Origin of the sequence: Dyadobacter chenhuakuii (assembly GCF_023821985.2) — a bacterium.
In the GTDB taxonomy this organism is placed as follows: Bacteria; Bacteroidota; Bacteroidia; order Cytophagales; family Spirosomataceae; genus Dyadobacter; species Dyadobacter chenhuakuii.
This window is the reverse complement of sequence record NZ_CP098805.1, coordinates 3,912,988-3,930,047: the sequence shown is the minus strand read 5'-3', so window position 1 is coordinate 3,930,047 and position 17,060 is coordinate 3,912,988. Positions and strand designations below refer to the sequence as shown.

At 46.0% G+C, this 17,060-nt stretch carries 11 protein-coding genes; 1 reads left to right on the top strand and 10 read right to left on the bottom strand.

Annotated elements, in window-relative coordinates; all coding sequences use genetic code 11:
- Positions 1-120 precede the first annotated feature (120 nt).
- On the bottom strand, positions 121-828 hold the full coding sequence (locus NFI80_RS16250) for an ATP-binding cassette domain-containing protein (RefSeq protein WP_235165227.1): 708 nt from the start codon (positions 826-828) through the stop codon (positions 121-123).
- A 78-nt stretch (positions 829-906) separates the two neighbouring features.
- Positions 907-2,022 (bottom strand): acyltransferase family protein, encoded by a 1,116-nt coding sequence (locus NFI80_RS16245; RefSeq protein ID WP_235156725.1) that lies wholly within the window; start codon positions 2,020-2,022, stop codon positions 907-909.
- A 220-nt stretch (positions 2,023-2,242) separates the two neighbouring features.
- On the opposite strand from NFI80_RS16245, the gene NFI80_RS16240 reads away from it, so the two are divergent.
- Positions 2,243-2,653 (top strand): hypothetical protein, encoded by a 411-nt coding sequence (locus tag NFI80_RS16240; RefSeq protein ID WP_235156726.1) that lies wholly within the window; start codon positions 2,243-2,245, stop codon positions 2,651-2,653.
- 102 nt (positions 2,654-2,755) lie between these two features.
- On the opposite strand, the gene NFI80_RS16235 is transcribed toward NFI80_RS16240, so the two are convergent.
- From NFI80_RS16235 to NFI80_RS16200, 8 genes are all read right to left on the bottom strand, one after another.
- Positions 2,756-4,423, bottom strand: a complete 1,668-nt coding sequence (locus NFI80_RS16235; RefSeq protein WP_235156727.1) for a complex I subunit 4 family protein — start codon at positions 4,421-4,423, stop codon at positions 2,756-2,758.
- Between the two features lie 37 nt (positions 4,424-4,460).
- Positions 4,461-6,419 (bottom strand): NADH-quinone oxidoreductase subunit L, encoded by a 1,959-nt coding sequence (gene nuoL / locus NFI80_RS16230; protein ID WP_235165226.1) that lies wholly within the window; start codon positions 6,417-6,419, stop codon positions 4,461-4,463.
- Between the two features lie 61 nt (positions 6,420-6,480).
- Positions 6,481-7,716 carry a serine hydrolase domain-containing protein gene (locus NFI80_RS16225; RefSeq protein WP_235165225.1) on the bottom strand — a complete coding sequence of 412 codons (1,236 nt, stop codon included), beginning with the start codon at positions 7,714-7,716 and terminating at the stop codon, positions 6,481-6,483.
- 75 nt (positions 7,717-7,791) lie between these two features.
- Positions 7,792-8,928: a T9SS type A sorting domain-containing protein gene (locus tag NFI80_RS16220; RefSeq protein ID WP_235165224.1), complete on the bottom strand. Its 1,137-nt coding sequence runs from the start codon at positions 8,926-8,928 to the stop codon at positions 7,792-7,794.
- A gap of 574 nt (positions 8,929-9,502) precedes the next feature.
- Positions 9,503-9,928, bottom strand: coding sequence for a hypothetical protein (locus NFI80_RS16215; protein WP_235165223.1), 426 nt, complete (start codon positions 9,926-9,928; stop codon positions 9,503-9,505).
- An 8-nt stretch (positions 9,929-9,936) separates the two neighbouring features.
- Positions 9,937-10,671 (bottom strand): hypothetical protein, encoded by a 735-nt coding sequence (locus tag NFI80_RS16210; RefSeq protein ID WP_235165222.1) that lies wholly within the window; start codon positions 10,669-10,671, stop codon positions 9,937-9,939.
- Positions 10,608-13,238, bottom strand: coding sequence for a DUF6443 domain-containing protein (locus NFI80_RS16205; protein ID WP_235165221.1), 2,631 nt, complete (start codon positions 13,236-13,238; stop codon positions 10,608-10,610). Before NFI80_RS16205 ends, NFI80_RS16210 begins: the two co-directional genes overlap by 64 nt.
- A gap of 39 nt (positions 13,239-13,277) precedes the next feature.
- Positions 13,278-16,901, bottom strand: a complete 3,624-nt coding sequence (locus tag NFI80_RS16200) for a T9SS type A sorting domain-containing protein (RefSeq protein WP_235165220.1) — start codon at positions 16,899-16,901, stop codon at positions 13,278-13,280.
- Positions 16,902-17,060 lie beyond the last annotated feature (159 nt).

Below are 17,060 nucleotides of genomic sequence, written 5' to 3'. Positions count from 1 at the left end.
TCAAAGGTTACAATAATAACAAATTGCGGTCGGAATAAATCCGAAAAAAAGTTGTTTTAATGCAATTCTAATATTTAATGCGTGCGGATTCTGACTTTCGATTTCATAGCAAAGCAAACATCAGCGCGTCAGGCTCCTGAAAATTTCTTCGAGCGATTCGCCCGTTTTTCGAAGCGCATCTAATGTGCTGTCGCTCACCACTTTTCCTTTATTAATAATGATCACCCGATCACATAATGCTTCTACTTCCTGCATAATGTGGGTTGAAAAAAGCACCGTTTTGTCCTTCCCGGCATTACGGATCACTTCGCGAATTTCCTGTATCTGATTGGGATCCAGGCCCGTAGTGGGTTCGTCGAGGATCAGCACGGACGGATTATGCAAAAATGACTGCGCAAGTCCCACACGTTGCCGGTAACCTTTGGAAAGCTGCCCGATCTTCTTGCGCTTCTCTGCTTCGAGGCCGCACAAGGCAATGACCTCGTCTACCCGCGTCCGCAATTCGGCGGACTTCATGCCATACAATTTTCCTGAAAATAGCAGGAACTCGCTCACATACATATCAAGGTAAAGCGGGTTGTGCTCTGGCAAATATCCTATTGTCCTGCGCGCTGGCATTGGCTCCTCAGACACGTCATAATCAGATACTTTCGCCGATCCTTCCGAAGCTTTCAGGTAGCCCGTCAATATCTTCATCGTCGTCGATTTCCCCGCCCCGTTCGGTCCCAGGAACCCAACGATCTCTCCTTTCTTCAAACTAAAAGAGATCCCATCAATCGCACGCTGCGTCCCGTAGAGTTTGGTTAGGTTGGTGACTTGGATGGACATTTTTTAATGTTGAATGAGTGAATGAGTGAATGACTGAATGTGATTTTATTCAGTCATTCACTCATTCAAAATTAATTCCTATACCTTCAAAAATAGCTTATTCCGGAACAAAAGATACATAAATGCCCATTGAACCATGATATAAGCGATGACTTCTCCTACGGCTTCGATGGTGTGGGGGAAGTAACTGAGTATGCCGCCAAAAAGTGCCTGGGCTGTGTAATTGAAGTTGATAAAGCTTCCTACCATGTAAATCACGATCGAATTCATCCCGATGACGACAAAGAACAATGTCCATTTACGGTAATTCAGCACGTCCACGATCCAGTAAAACAAGGCCAGCAGCAATGTACTGAACCCGCCGGCACAAAGCACGAACGAACTCGTCCACAGATTCTTGTTAATCGGGAAAAAGTAATCCCAAACGACGCATACGAGCAGGCTGATAATGCCCGCAAAAACCAGGTAAACGACTTTCGTGTTTTTTGAAATAATTTCTTCACTTGTCCGCAAAAGCTCACCCGCAAAAATTCCCATTAACCCCGTTGCAATGGCCGGAATGGTAGAAACCAGGCCCTCAGGATCGTGTATCGTCAAGTGTAACCGTCCCGGAATGATCATTTTATCAATGTAGCTGGCCGGATTGCATTCAATAGTGAGCAAGCCCGCGCCGCAGCCCGGAACCGGATAAAATTTCATAAACAGATAGTAACCAATCAAAATAGCTGCGAACCAGATCCAGCGCGTCCTTTTTTCGGTGTATAAATAAATGATCTGAGCAAACATTCCCGCAAGCCCGATCCGCGCCAGGACGCTTGGGTACCGCATGTTTTCCCATTCGGTTTGAAATAAACCATTGTTGTAAATGACGCCCAGTAAAACCAGTGTCAGTCCGCGCTGAACAACTTTTTTGATCAGTTCCGAAGGCGGGACGCCTTTTTCCAGTCGGCTGCCCAGGGAAAATGGGGCGGAAACACCTGCCATGAACAGAAATGTAGGAAAGATCAGGTCGTAGGCGCGGAAACCGTTCCAGTCGGGGTGGGTGAATTGATGCGCCATAAAAATCGCCCAGGACCAGCCGGTTACTTTTGCGAGCACTGCGAAGATTTCTTCGCCTCCTGAGATCCAAAACATGTCAAAACCACGCAATGTATCCAGGGATAACAACCTCTGCGGCGCAGGACTATCTTTCATTTGATAAAGAAGGGTAAGGAGAAATAAAATTTGGTAAAAAGGGCATAGTTTGGAATAAAATATACTGGTACTTACTGTAAAGATTGCAAAAAATACTATTTATACTTTCGGGCAAAACTACATTTATTTGAAAATACATATAAGTCTTGTGCAGGATTATATATCAATGCTCCGGCCTTGCGTTATAAGCATCAATATTTTCAACCCATTCATTCACCCCATGAAAAAATTATTAATGCTGGGCCTTGTGGCCGTAACGCTGTTTTTCACCGGCTGTGCCACTTCCAACACCGGAAATGGCAACGATAATGATGAAGCTTACCGCAGCGAAGAGCCCGTTACCAACAGCAAACTCAACAACCGTCGCCTCGAAAAGAACCTCGACCGCTTCGCCGAAGAGCTCAATCTCAGCAAACGCCAGCAAAAACAATTAAAGAAAATCGACCGCCGCTACGCCCGCATGGACCGCAAACTGTCCAGAAACGACGAAGCGAAACGCCGCGATCACAAACGACTAGCCGAAGAAAAAAGACAAGAAATCATAGAAGTCCTCACCCCCGAGCAACAACAAACATTGCAGGCTCTGGCCAAGAAGGGGAGGTTCAGCTTGGATCAGATTTTCGGGAAATAACACGCAAATCCTTAATTATTATGGTTTTTAGGGATTTGAATCCTTAATTATTATAGTTTTTAAGGATTTGAATCCCAAAATATTATGGTTTTAAGGATTTGGTTACCGCAAACCATCCAGCCAGGCCTCAACCGTAGGCCCGGTCATATCAAATAGAATCCCGGGCAAAAGGCCCAAGAGAATAGTCAACACAACCAGGGGAAGCAGCATCGCTGTTTCCCTTTTTGTTAGGTCGGAGAGGACGTGGAGGCTGCCGTTTTTGTACCAGAATGCGCCGAAGAACATGCGTTGGTAGGTCCAGAGGAAATATGCTGCTGCTAGTACAATGCCTAATGTCGATAGTGCAGGAATCCAGACTGGCAATGCATCGGACTGGAAGGCGCCCATTAATGTGAAAAGTTCTCCTACGAAACCTGAGAATCCGGGAAGTCCCAATGATGCAAAAAACGCGATGCCGGTGATAATGGTGTACTGCGGCATGACGGCGATGAGGCCGCGGTAATGGTCGATGCGGCGGTCGTGGGTGCGGTCGTAAACCACGCCGGTAAGGATAAAGAGCATTGCGGAAAGAACGCCGTGACTGACCATCTGGTAAATGGCGCCATTAATGCCCTCGGCCGTGAATGCGGCAATGCCGAGTAATACAAATCCCATGTGAGAGACCGAGGAATAGGCGATCATTTTCTTCAAATCGGTTTGTCCTAACGCATTGAATCCACCGTAAATGATGGAAATCATGCCTAATATGGCCAACGGAACGGCACTATACTGCGCCTCGAACGGGAAGAATCCATCCACGATCCGGATAAAACCGTAACCGCCGATTTTCAAAAGAATCCCAGCCAGCACGACCGAAATAGGCGTTGGTGCTTCCACGTGGGCATCGGGCAGCCAGGTGTGGACGGGAACGACAGGCAATTTCACCGCAAATCCAATGAACAGGAACCAGAATGCGAGCAGACGCAATGGAATGTTGCCGATCAGATATTCGGAAGCGGTGCTGAGCAGTGAGCCGGGAATGTAGTTGTTGGGATCGGCGAGATAGGCGAACCGGAAAGTGTGGACGAGCTGCTCAGGCGCGATTTTGCCGTCGATAAGCCATTGCTGCACCTGTAAAATAAGGTCGGGATGAATCGGATCTTCCAGGCCTAAAATGCCTACGACTCTGGCCGTTTCCAACGGATCGATCACCGACAAGTACAGCGCGATCATTACAATCAGAATGAGTAATGATCCGAAGAATGTGTAAATAAAGAATTTCAATGCAGCATATTCACGCCTCGGACCTCCCCATAAGCCAATGAGAAAATACATCGGCAGCAGCATGAATTCGAAAAACAGGTAAAAAAGGAAGAAGTCCTGCGCCAGAAAACAGCCGATTACGCTGCCTGTGAGTAATAAATACAATGCAAAATACGCCCTGGATTTCTGAATAACATTCCACGAACTGATCACCCCTACAAAAAGCACGATCACGGCCAGCAGCACAAGCGGAAAGCTGATGCCGTCCACGGCAAGCGCATAATCGATCGAAACCACACCCAATGCGCCGATCGGCAAGGTGATCCAGTCGGTAACTTCGCTGAGCTGGTGACCGGGATTTTGATTGTCGAAAGAAATATATAACAGCACCGAAATGATGACTTCCAAAGCCAGAGCAATCAATGCGATGATCCGGAAGTTTTCGGGTTTTTTGGCCGGCCATACAGCCACAGCGGCTGCGCCCAGCAATGGAATGGCAATTAGTAATGTCAGTATATGATCAATCATTCAGCATTAAGTTAAAAATCATGGCCGGTGCGTTGTTTTACAGGATTACCAACCACAATATCAATAAAAACACGCCCATGGCAGTCACAATGAAATAAGACTGGATCTTGCCATTTTGTAAATTACGGACTGCCTGCCCGCCGGATTTAATCGAAAAGACCAGCAGATTCACCCCGCCATCCACAAAAAACCGATCGAACCAGCCGATGAGGTGACCCAGGACAACGCTTACTTTGGCAAGCCGGTCAACAAACGAGTCGATGACGCGCTTTTCGAATATTTTCAAATATTTGGTAATGAATGCAAACGGAATGATGAAATATTGGGTGTTGGAATAGTCCCTCAGCCAAACCAGTTTTTGCAGCGCATTAGGAGCATTAACAGCATTTACCGTATTGATACTGAACGGGTTTTCTGATCTAATTTCTCTGTAAGCCAGGAAAATGGAAACGAAAGTTGTCAAACTGGCCACAACCGGCACCCAGACCAAATGCGCTTCTGAGTGTTGTCCTATGAATGATAAAAACCAGCCAGCTGCGTCAAAAGGATTCCAGGAGAACCAGATGAAAACGGACAGAATTGCCAAAACCGCCATCGGAAGCCACATAATGGCTGGCGATTCATGCGGGTGAATGCGTGTGGCATCAAATCTGTTTTGACCAAAAAACACCAGCCAGATCTGCCTTGTCATATAATAGGCTGTCAGGCCCGCGGAAAGGATCACAACAATGGGGAAAATATAAAACGGTGCGCCCAATTCTCCTGCCCAAAGAAATCCTTCGGTAATGATCGCGTCTTTGGATAAAAAACCTGAAAAAAACGGCAAACCGGCCAATGCTGCGGCACATACCGAAAAACAAATGAATGTGACCGGTAATGCTTTGCGCAGCCCGCCCATTGTGCGCATATCCTGCAAATCAAAATCAGAACCAAGGTCGGCCGGTGTTACGGCGTGAATGACCGAACCGGCTGAAAGGAATAATCCAGCCTTGAAAAATGCATGCGTGGCCAGGTGGAACAGGGCAGTTTGCCAGCTCCCGAAACCCACTGCAATGACCATTAATCCTAGTTGTGACATCGTGGAATAAGCCAAAACGCGCTTGATATCCCAAACCTGAGTGGCCTTAACAGCCCCGATAAGCATGGTTATGGTGCCAATTATCGTGATAACCAGCTTTGCATCGAATGTGAGCAGAAAGGAGATTCTTGCCAATAAAAAAATCCCCGCAGCAACCATTGTGGCCGCGTGGATAAGAGCGGAAACGGGCGTAGGACCTTCCATTGCATCCGGTAGCCAGCCCGAAAGCGGAAATTGCGCCGATTTTCCCATGCAGCCGCCGAAAAGGCAAAGTCCAATGGCTGTCAGGATTCCGGGACTTACTGAGTCAATTTTGAGGGAGAGCACCTCAAAGTCGGTAGAACCAATATAGTAAAACAGCATTAAAATGCCCGTCAGGAATGCTGCGTCACCGATCCGGTTGAGCACAAACGCCTTTTGCGCAGCCCAAACAGCCCTGGGTTTGAAATACCAAAAACCGATGAGCAGATAAGAAGAAAGCCCCACCAATTCCCAGAAAATATACATTACCAGCAAGCTGCCCGAAAGCACAATGCCGATCATGGAAAACAGAAAGAGCTGAATGAATGCGAAATAGCGATGTAAATTATTGTCGCCGTGGAGGTAAGCCGTGGAATATAGCTGCACAAGCAATGCGACAAAGTGCACGATCACGAGCATGATGCAGGTTAATGCATCAAAACGAAGTGGAATGTCAATGGAAGTGCTGCCAATTGTGAGCCAGTGAAAACTGACGACGTGTAATGATTGCGGATCTGCGTATAACAAACTGATTATCAGTCCGGCAGCAGTTATGAAGGCTCCCGCGAAACCTGCTGCTTTATTAAAACTTTTTCCAGCTAGCCAGAGCAAAAGAAAACCCAAGAATGGCAATCCCAACAGCAGACAAGCAGGTAAAAAGTATGCAGAATCGGGCATAGATGCGGGAATTCGTTTGTTTCGGCAAATATCCTGAATTCGCGGCCGAATTCAAACAATGCTAGATGTCTTTCTCAATCTCCTCCACTTTGCCCGGTCCGTGGATCACTTCGAGCAGTTCTTTGAGGTCGTAAGTGGAGCGGTTGTAGGAGTTGCCAAGCACAATGATCACCGCTTCGTCTTCCGGGCAAACCCACAGCATGGTATTATAACCTTTCCACCAGCCGCCATGGTAAATGAAGCGTGGTGTGTTGTCCTCTTTCGTATGCATACGGAAGCCATAACCATAATTCCGGATGCCGGCGCGCTCGAAACTGCGAGGTTTGAATGCTTCGTCAAGGAGTTTTTTGTCTAATAATAAGCCTTGGGTCAACCCATTATAAAATCTATAAATGTCACCCGTTGTCGAATAAAGCCCTTTATCCCCGACCACATCGTCGTAATAATCCTTTTCCAGTTTGCGCCCGAACTGGTGTCCATCCGTCCTGAATTGCACAGCCGCACTGGACGTGTCGGTTACCAGGAATGTGTTCATCATGCCGAGGGGCGCAAAAATCTGGTCATACAGATAAGTGCCGAAATTTTCGCCCGATACTTTTTCAACAATGGCGGCCAGCACGCAGTAATTTGTGTTGCAATAATTAAATGATCTTCCCGGGCGGTTGTAAGGCGTAGGTGTAGGGACGACTTTGGCATACCAGTCCATAATATCCAGATTATCAGGATACTTTTTGCCATGGCGCACGCTATCATCAAAAGAATAAATGTAATTGGGAAGTCCGCTGCGGTGGCTTAGAAGCATATCCACTTTCACGCCGTGATAAGGGAAATCAGGAAAAAACCGCTGCACCGAATCATCCAGGCTAACACGTCCTTCCTGCACAAGTTTAAGGACGGCAATGGCCGTAAAAGGCTTCGAAAGCGAGGCAAGTTGAAACCTCGAATCGCTGGTCAGTGTATCCTTCTTTTTTAGATGGGCAAAACCAAAGGAATCCTGATAAAGCACTTGCCCTTTCTGAACAATGAGCACATTACCATTGAAACCAGCCCTTTTTTTACGCCTGAAAATATCTTCAATTTTGGCAATTTTTGCCGCTGTGGCTGCATCCGGATTTTTTACAGGAACAGGGTCCAGTTTGGAGACCATTTTGCCATCGACCAAAATTTCTTCCGGTCCCGACTTCTTTTTCCGCACCAATCCCCAAGAAATGACGAGGATAACCAGGACAGCTAATGCCGCCCACCACACTTTCGGCTGCACTTTTTTCAACATAGGCTTCAAGCCATTTATTTTCATCAGAACGTCGCTTTCCTAACGATGAATCGCAGGCAATTTTTATACTTAAGCAACACAAATTAAGCGCACAATATTTTACGGAACTAATACTTTCGCATGTTCTTTAATGCCATTTTTTTGATAGCATAATAAATACAAACCCGGCGAAAGTGCCTGAGCCGGAATTAAATCAACGGATCCCAGCGTATTAAATTCATGTTTGGTGACTATACGTAAACCGGCAAAACTGGTGAGCTCTAATGATTCGGGATCTATGTTTTGCCCAAAAACGCAGATCTTCAAAGCAGAGGCCGGGTTAGGAGCAACATAAAAGGAGGCGGTTTCTGATTGAACATTAACATCCGCCTGAGCCGAAAACACAATGCTGTCATCCGCGTCCGTCATGCAAACCCTGTAATGGTTGGTTCCGGCGGCAGGCATTTCATCCAAAAACTCGTAACGCGTCCTGCCCTGCGTCTCGCCATTTGCAGCCAGCCGTGCGATTTCTGTGAATGTATTAAAGTGGTTGCTGCGCTCGATGCGGAATTCCTTGCTGTTCTTTTCCCAGGTCGTTTCCCAGGAAAGTAGCGCTTTGCCTTCCTTCGCAGTTGCTTTGAAAAATGTGAGATAAACCGGCAGAACAATTGCCAGCACATCTCCGTTCACAATGATCTCATCGAACCATAATGTGCCGTAAATGCTCGTTGGACCGTAACTGTAAATCCTAAATGTGAATATGTTTTCGGAAAGGTTATCAAACCCCGCAGGGACCGTAAATGTGTAGAATTGGCTCGGATTAACCAATGTAGAAGCCGTAAGGTCGGAGGAGAAGCCATCCATGCTCGTTCGGATCTTGAATTGTTTTGGCCCGTCGGGCGAGCGCCTTAACCTCAGGGAAATGCTGTTAATATTGTATTTAAATGATTTGGCAGTGAATGCAAACTCCATATAGCGGCCAGCCGAAAAGGAATTAGGCCAGGGCCGCACGACATAAGCCGCGACCATCGCGCCGCCAAGCCCGTAACCGCCATTGAGCGCATTGGTGTTCCCGCCACCCGCCAGCACGGCGTCAACAGGCACGAAGTTGGCATGATTGGAAACGCCGCTCTGGGTGTAATCCATCGACCATTTGATTTTGAATGCTTCCTGGGCAGCGCCGTTTGAAACAAAAAACAGCATCATTGACCAGGTCAAAATGATGCTGTTACGAAAAGATTTGAAGTCCGTTTTCAAGTGCGTGAATTTAAGATTTACAGTATTTACTTTATTGATACGGTAAATCTGAAAAAGGTCACGCGGGTAAGGCGAATATTTCGGAGATTGGTTAAATCGCCCTTGTACTCGAAGTTTCCGGCATATTTTAAAGTTAGCGTGTCGCCAGCGCATTTGTGTTTACTTCCGCTTGCGTAATAGTCGTATGTGAATGTTTTGGCTGCGAATTTGACGGTTTTGGGCAGGTTTAGATAATTGTAGCTTAGTGTCGCGCCGCGGTTGCCGTCGTTGGTGATGTTGCCATTGTCATCATAAGCATAATTACAACAAACGCCCCCGGATGATCGGGGGCGTTTTGCTATTACAGTGGTTAATCATACTTCCTAGGGTACGTGAACAAATAAAGGTCTATTGCCTGGTCAAGGAAAATACCTATCAAATCAGCTTCCGAAGCGGCAAAAATCTGCACTTGATTTTGCTTGTCTTCATCAGAAAAATTCATCTACCAAATCTTCGTCTAACTCAAAAGCCAATACTGAATATTTTATGTCAGCTCATTCCGACGTCCGAAAGAAGTTATTTATTTGCCTTATGACTAATCGTCGTAAGTGACCTTTACACCACTTCCCGTATTCATATTTCTTTTTTTTTCGACGTTAGTGGCAGGCATAATGTAATAAGCACCTTTATTCATGGCGGGACGTTCGTAAGCCGCAATCCTTCTGTAATCAAATTTCTTGGCGTGATTATTGGCAGATTGAAAATATCCATCACCAGAAAGCAACGTTACTATACCATTTTTACCAAAAACGAGATACCCTGAAAATCCATCATTTATTCCTGAGTATTCAACCCATATTTTTGGTGACTGACGCGACTCCCCATTATAATAAAAAGTGGAAATACCACATTCGTCAACCCGCTTAATTACCGTACCCTCATACTCGTAGGTGACTTCTAAATGCGTATCGCAACACGAAGAGCAAATTATCATTACTATTAAACCGATCCAATTTTTCATATCTTTCATTAATTACTTCTCCGAATAAACTCTTTACCAAGATCTATCGATCTTTGAGAAAGTTTATCTTCTCCATATTTTCCGATCAAATATGCAGCTCCCAAACCTAATGCAGGATTTACCCTGGTTAATAGTCCAACCCCCACGGTCAAAGCAAAAGCCCATGGTTTGCTGTTTCCGGTCAGATTATATGCACCAAAACCATATTGAACTAATGGCTCTACACCTGAGGATTGTGCAATTGCCCCCGCAGCGAAGTTTCCTGCATCTCTGGGTGAAGCATATTTTCCATACAGTAAAGATCCAGCGGATATATGAGCCTTGATATCCCATTCCCTGTTAGACCCAGCCTTATCAAAATAGTCAATTACAGAAGGCTCAGAATTGACAATCTCCTGTACTATATCTGTAAGCTCCCTGGAACCAAAATCAATTTTGATGTCCGCCCTCTCCACTCGCCCTGTTTGATTGTAAAGATTTTGGTCTGCAAAGCTCAAGGCATGTAAACTTTCTCCAATCCTTTCTCCACCGGCGCCGGTGTTCTCCTTCCGGTAGTTCTTTTGAACAGCTTTTGTCGCTTTTTCACCCTTGCCAGCATGTTGATACACTCCCAAATCTCCATCATCAAAAACAGCCACCACATTGCCATCTTCATCTGTATGAGTCGATGGACTCAGACCTAAGGGATCGACAAATCTAATTGGGTTATTGAAACCGTAACTGTATGGAGACCAAGCTGGCATCTTCTCCGCCAAAGGATCCACAACTCCCAACGCCCAATCTCTGGCATATACATCCTCGCGCCGTAATCCAGATACCCGCTACCCACCTGCAACTCCTTATTATTGTAAAGATAACGATTCACTCCATTCCTCACAGCAGGTGTCTGAACCGGGTTATTTCTGTCAATACTCAACCCAAACGCATAATAATCCGTTTTTTGCAAAACTTGTCCTTCTTCGTCAAACACAACCCGAACATTACCCAAATGGTCCTTCAAACTATATTCAAATGCCAGCTTGTTGTCCCGGAATACGGCTTGGCCTTCTGATAGGGCTACTCTGTAGAGCTTATTTACCGCTGCTACTTGCCTGTATTCGAAGTTTCCAGCGTATTTCAGGATCAATGTGTCCCCCGCGTATTTGTGTTTGCTTCCGTTTGCATCGTAATCGTATGTGAATGTTTTAGCTGCGATTTTGATGGTTTTGGGCAGGTTCAGATAATTGTGGGTAAGCGTCGCGCCGCGGTTGCCGTCGCCGGTGATGTTGCCATTGTCATCATAGGCATAATTACTGACGCCGTTTTTGACGCCCAGGTTATTGCCGGAGCCGTCTGTGACTGACGAAAGCCGATTGCCGAGGTAAGTGTAAGTCAGGTTATCGACGGCGGCTCCTGCCCTTACAAGCGTCTTAATGTTGCCGTTTTTGTCATAAGTAATGCTCTTTTCTGTATCCGGATAAGCGTTAAGTCCGCTGGATCCTAACAACCTGTTGGCACCGTCATAGCTGAATGTGAGCCCTTTGCTGAAATTGGCTTCGTCTTTGCCCAGCCATTGCATCTGACTGATGTTGCCATTGGTGTAATTTGGACCATTATCATAGGCGAGGTTGAAACCGTAGTAGGGAAGGTCCGGTCCATTTACGTCCTTTTTGTAGGCTGTTTTTCCTTCTGTCAGCCAGCCGCGGATATTATGGGTATAATTTGTCCGAAGCCTGAATTTCGTGCCATCTTCGGAATGCAGCCATTTACTTTGCAGCTGGCCCAATGTATTGTAGCGCTGTGCCAGCGTGTAAGCTTCTTTGGTATTTGCGCCGCTGATAATCTTCTCTTTAACGCTCAGAAGCCGGTCTGCATGGTCGTAGGAGTAAGTGGCCAGATGCGAGTGGGTAACATTGCCTGCCAATAGTTGCTCTGTTTTCTGCTCGGAAATTATAGGAGCGAGATCATACTTGTATTGAGAGGAAACCCTTTCGATGCCTCCCGCTCCCAAATCGTAAAGTTCACACGTGGCCTGGATCGGGCGATATTCCGCATCATAATAGGTAACGGTTGTAAGCCAGCCTCCTGCCGCTCCGCTGCCCGGCAGCATCCTAGTCCGGCTTCCGGTGACTTGCGATTTCACACTTAGATTGGCAGATGGGTAATAAGCAGCGTTATAAGATAGGTTGGCGGCTTTTGAAAAGGCGTAATCATCATAAAAGGTAATGTTTAGCAAATTGGCTTCCGTCGCATTTTTAGGCGCCGTTTTATCAAGCGTATAACCTGCATTTATACCGTTGTTGCGATCTTCGTGATGCTGTGTGTTTGCATCAACTACAACCGACCAGTCGGTTCTGGCTAGCGCTGAGGCAATTTCACCGATGAGGATTGGTCTGTTCTGCGCATCATATTTAATAAATGCCCAAACATTGCGGATTTTCTGATTGGCGTCCCTTGACATAACCAGCCTGTCATACTGGTCATAAGCGAATTCGGTCATGCCCGAACCAGGGACTTTCCTGACGACCATTCTTCCGCGTTCATCGTAGTCATAAGTAAATGCATAATCGGTTAATGATGCTACATCCTGGAAACCAGGCTGTAGTACTGCCCTTAGCAATTTCAGATCATCGTAAACATAGTAGGTGGACAATGTGTTTCCGGCCGCTGCTATAACTTGCCGACAGATCGTCTGCCCGAGCAGGTCAGTGAATTCATTGGTTACATTACCCTGTTCATCCGTGTTGTTGATGTAGGTCAATGCCCCGGCTGCATACTGGCCCACTTGTACGATTGTATTGGCAACCGGGTCATAATCATAGCGATTGATCTGGTTGGTGGCGTTGGTTTTGAGCCTGACCACCGAGCTGACGCTTTTATTGCCTGGCGCACGCTGGTTGGTGATGCGGCTCGCAGGTGAGGTTTCGTAAAGTGTTTCCTGGTAAGGTCTTGCCAGATCGGCAGCTTGTAACCCTGCAGAATTGGCATTGTACCAGGCCGCAGCATCTGCTGGGGCATTGCTTTGGTAAGCACCATTTCCAACAGAAACATAGGGTAGATATTGCCTGGGCTGCCTGCCTGCCGCATCAAACTCATTGGTGTAAACCAAATCTTTACCTAACGGGCTCTGTCCTACGAGAATATTTTGAAGCGGGCGACCAAGACCATCCAGGTATTGCACTTCTGTAGCCACCTTGCTTACATCATTTATATCAGCTCCGGATTGCTTGTAGATGCGAGAAATGACATAATTACGACTATTTGTTTGCTGTGCTTTTACTGGTCCTGACAATAGAAATGCCAGGAGCATGTATTTTAAATAATGATTCATGTGCTTGTTTTAAGAATTTATAGTGTTGTTTTTGAATGGTCACTGTTTCATGACGCGATGGGTGGAAATGCTTCCATCTGTGCAGGTGATCTGGACCATGTAAAGGCCGGACGGGAGTTTGGAAATGTTGATGGCTCTGGCCGGTGCCGATTCATGCATTAATGTGCCGGAAGTGTCGAAAATGCGGATGTTTGCAATCTTACCGAGGTCGTCAGTCAGCACATTTAAATTTTCACCAACGGTGATAGGGTTCGGATAAAGCGCGATGTTAATAGCCGTGTCAAAAACGACGCTTTGGAGGCGGCTGTAAGAAAAAGTGCTGTCACTGTCCACCATTTTCAACCTGTATAGATTCTCGCCTTGCAGCGGACTGGCATCTGTGAAGAGATAGGTTTTCAAAGAGTCGCTCGTTCCCATTGCTTGCTGCCATCCGATTGTGAACCAGTTTTTTCCATTCTGGCTGCGTTGGATGTCAAATCGTTCACCATTGGTTTCACTCGTAGTGGACCATTTTAGGATGGTTATCTTTTCTTGTTTAGAAGCAAGGAACTCTACCAGGGTCACTGGCAAGGCTTGCTCGGCCAAAAGTACGAGGCCACTTGCCGCAATGCTGCCTTTGGGTGCCAGCGCCGCACATTCAACGACCTGTCCTGAATAGTTGTAGCAGTAAGACTTTCGCACAGTGCCGCCCGCGTTGCCTGTGCGGACGCTTTTTAGCCGGTTAAAATCATCGTATTCGTAAAAAAGCGACTTTGCATTTGCGTCAGTGCTGCTTTCGATTCCAATAAGAGGTTTATGATTATATGCTGTCGATTGCGCTAATGCGGAGCCTTCTGCAACAGTTCGTGTTTTTAGTAAATCCACCTTTCCTAATTCAGCCGGGCCATAATATTCAAGTTTGGTGATCGATCCATTGCGCTCGTTGTATGTCTGCAAGTTGCCCCTGCTGTCATAGGTAAGAAATTCCAGGTCGGTTGTCATCGACATTGGTTTTGCCGTCCCAATACCGCTTTCTACTTTTTTGGATAAATAAAATCCATTGAACAAGTCAAATTTGACATTTCTAAGGGTTAATCCCACGGGTGCCAATTCAGGGCCGGTGTATTTAAACACGGAAGTTGGTGCTCCAATGAGGTTTTTCGCAGTCATTGCAATGCTGATTGCATCGTTCTGGTTGGAAGGGTAGGTAAACGCTGTTTTAATTTCTTTTCCCTTACTGTCTGGCTGGCCCTGGATATGCAACTGCCCGTTCGGCCAGTATTGATAGGACCGTGTTGCAGACACAACATTCTGTAAAGGGCTGTCCTGATCGTAGGTAACGCTTACATGCTGAACAGGCAGAAATTTCTGCATATTGATAAAATAGGCCGTTCCCTCGTAGCAATAGGTCCGGGTATTGCATAGCGTCGTCAGTGCGGTTTTTACTGATCTCGCAGAATAGTCTGCAATGTTGCCCACAGCCTCATATTGATAGGTCGTTTTCGCAACAGGAGTGCCATTCTTAGTGTAAGTTTCAAGTGCAAGCAGCTTGCCTCTTTTGAATGCGTTGCTGTTGTAAGGTTGGTAAGGTGTTGATCCTGGTTGGATAAAACCGGTTGGAGCGGAATCCGCATATCCGTTCTCGAAATTGCTGTAAGTATGCACGTTCCAGCCGTCCGTAGAAGCCCATTCGATGACGTTCGTATAGCCAATATGGGCACCTAGGCTGTTTTCTGTGGCTGGTAGTACAGATTGTGTTGAAAAAATTTGCTCGGATACAGTTGCATTGGGCGCATCCGGTTTGGGCATGTAATTTGGCCAATAGTACTGAGTTTTCCCGCCTAGCACTCCACTGGAAAGCAACGATGTGGTATCAGCATTCGCCGGATCGAAACCTGACAGATAGTAATACTTCTTTTTCACAGGAGGATTTGGGGAGGCGGGATCATAGCTGTGAATCTCTTTAATACGCAGACCACCAGCCACTTGATTTGTTGCAAAAGCATCCACACCTTCCCAGCGTTTTAGTTTCACTTCTTTTGCATAGGTGTGCGGTTCGAACCAGAACTTCGTAATGCCACTTGTCGGGAATTTGATCTGGGTAAGCGAGCCCAACCTGTAAATATTCTTGTTTACAGCTGGCGTGCGATGCGTATTTCCATAGCTGGCAACTGCATTGAAATCATTGGCAACGTCGATCGCTTTACCATTATAGAATCCCCAATGATCTGTGTGCGATTTGCAATAACCGGGTAGGGAAAGCCCTTGCGCAGAAAAGTAGGAAAATTCATAAGCGGGGAGCTTGCTTGCATTATAGCCTGATTTTTCCTGAACTTTTTGAAGCATTAACCGCTCAGTCGCTACATTATTATACGTCAATTCAAATTCCTTCACAATGCTTCCACCGCCGTTTGCGATCTGAATTTTGTCCAGCTTCCGCCATTTCAACTTGGCCAAAAGCTGCGTCAGGGACTCTGCCGGATTGTTACAAAGACTTTGATTATAAACAGGATAATAGCAATTGTGCAAAAAAGTGAGAAAATCGAGCTTGCTGCCGCCAGCATTCACGAGCTTATTGACATAAGTTGTAAAAACGTCATCTGTGTAGCGCAGCTCGGTACTTTCGTTGGAAATAAATTTGACTTTGAAGTTGTCAGAAACAATTTCTTTGAGATAAATAGGAGAGATAAGCTTGCCATTATAGGCACCGTATTCATTTATAAGTGAAGACCAGTTACCACAGCCAAAAAAACCGCCACCATTTACACTGGCAGCTTTATTGAAAATAGAAAAGTACATTTGCGCAACAAAACTGCCTCGCTCGTAACTGAAATTGATAGATTGGCCTGTGTGTTGGGTTATGGATTTAAGGTGCCAGGAATTGCAAATCCAGTTTGCTTTTCCCTGATTAAAGAAATCAATGCTGAACTCCATATTGGCCGTTGAGCCGCCAAATTCATACTTTGCCCCACTTTCATCTGTAATGTAAAAGCCCTGCATTGTGGGATTGTATTTGCCATTATTGATCTGATTCCACAAATTACCTGTCCAGTAAGGCGGTTTGAAAGGAATGTCGGTCAAAATGGAACTAATCAACTCAACTTTTACTGCCTGGTCACAAAAAACTTTCCACTGGCCGTCATGACCCATCACAAATTTTCCGCTGAGCCCGGGCGCGTTAAAACTGAACTCATCGGGTTCCATGTCAAATGAGGGTGCATTAAATCCCAGGTTTTCAAGTTTTGCTGTTGCGGCCCAATCCGCTGCGCCAAAATTCAACGCATTTCTTACCGGCGCGTGTAAGTAGCCAGGCTCGGAAGGAGAGCCCGGAAGACCTTCGTCAGGCGCATCTTTGACTGTACGTATCACGGCATAATGGGTGGATAAGCCCCAGTTCATGCCTGTCCAGCCTGGGTGTATATCCGGACGGACTCCTGAGGCATCGTAGATCAGTGCAAGCGGAAGTGAAACGGGACCGCTTTCCAAGGTTTGAAGCGAAACCGTTATTTCTGGTTTTCCTGTAAAAAGGGACACTTCAAAATCACCGAATATCCCCAAGTGTGAATTATTAGGGCTTTGGACAGTTTTGGGAGGTTCAGGGATTTGAGAAAAAGAGGGGAGGGCGAGAAAAAGCCCGGACACAATATGCCAGGCACATTTCTTAAATCTGTCGGGTAACTGCATGAAAAAAGCTACGTTTAAATGAACAAATATTTCTATTGCCCATTTAGACGTAGCTTTCAAAAAAGGTTACTACACTGCTATTTTTTCGGTGGATATCAATTATTTGCCGGTAATGATATATGCATTGAAGTATGATAGCTCGTATGCCAATCTTTTAGT

Excerpts from the sequence above, each read along its gene's own strand:
- NFI80_RS16240 (WP_235156726.1), top strand. The coding sequence starts at position 2,243 with ATGAAAAAATTATTAATGCTGGGCCTTGTGGCCGTAACGCTGTTTTTC.
- NFI80_RS16225 (WP_235165225.1), bottom strand. The coding sequence starts at position 7,716 with ATGAAAATAAATGGCTTGAAGCCTATGTTGAAAAAAGTGCAGCCGAAA.
- NFI80_RS16205 (WP_235165221.1), bottom strand. The coding sequence starts at position 13,238 with ATGAATCATTATTTAAAATACATGCTCCTGGCATTTCTATTGTCAGGA.
- NFI80_RS16215 (WP_235165223.1), bottom strand. The coding sequence starts at position 9,928 with ATGAAAAATTGGATCGGTTTAATAGTAATGATAATTTGCTCTTCGTGT.
- NFI80_RS16235 (WP_235156727.1), bottom strand. The coding sequence starts at position 4,423 with ATGATTGATCATATACTGACATTACTAATTGCCATTCCATTGCTGGGC.
- NFI80_RS16210 (WP_235165222.1), bottom strand. The coding sequence starts at position 10,671 with ATGCCAGCTTGGTCTCCATACAGTTACGGTTTCAATAACCCAATTAGA.
- nuoL (WP_235165226.1), bottom strand. The coding sequence starts at position 6,419 with ATGCCCGATTCTGCATACTTTTTACCTGCTTGTCTGCTGTTGGGATTG.
- NFI80_RS16245 (WP_235156725.1), bottom strand. The coding sequence starts at position 2,022 with ATGAAAGATAGTCCTGCGCCGCAGAGGTTGTTATCCCTGGATACATTG.
- NFI80_RS16200 (WP_235165220.1), bottom strand. The coding sequence starts at position 16,901 with ATGCAGTTACCCGACAGATTTAAGAAATGTGCCTGGCATATTGTGTCC.
- NFI80_RS16250 (WP_235165227.1), bottom strand. The coding sequence starts at position 828 with ATGTCCATCCAAGTCACCAACCTAACCAAACTCTACGGGACGCAGCGT.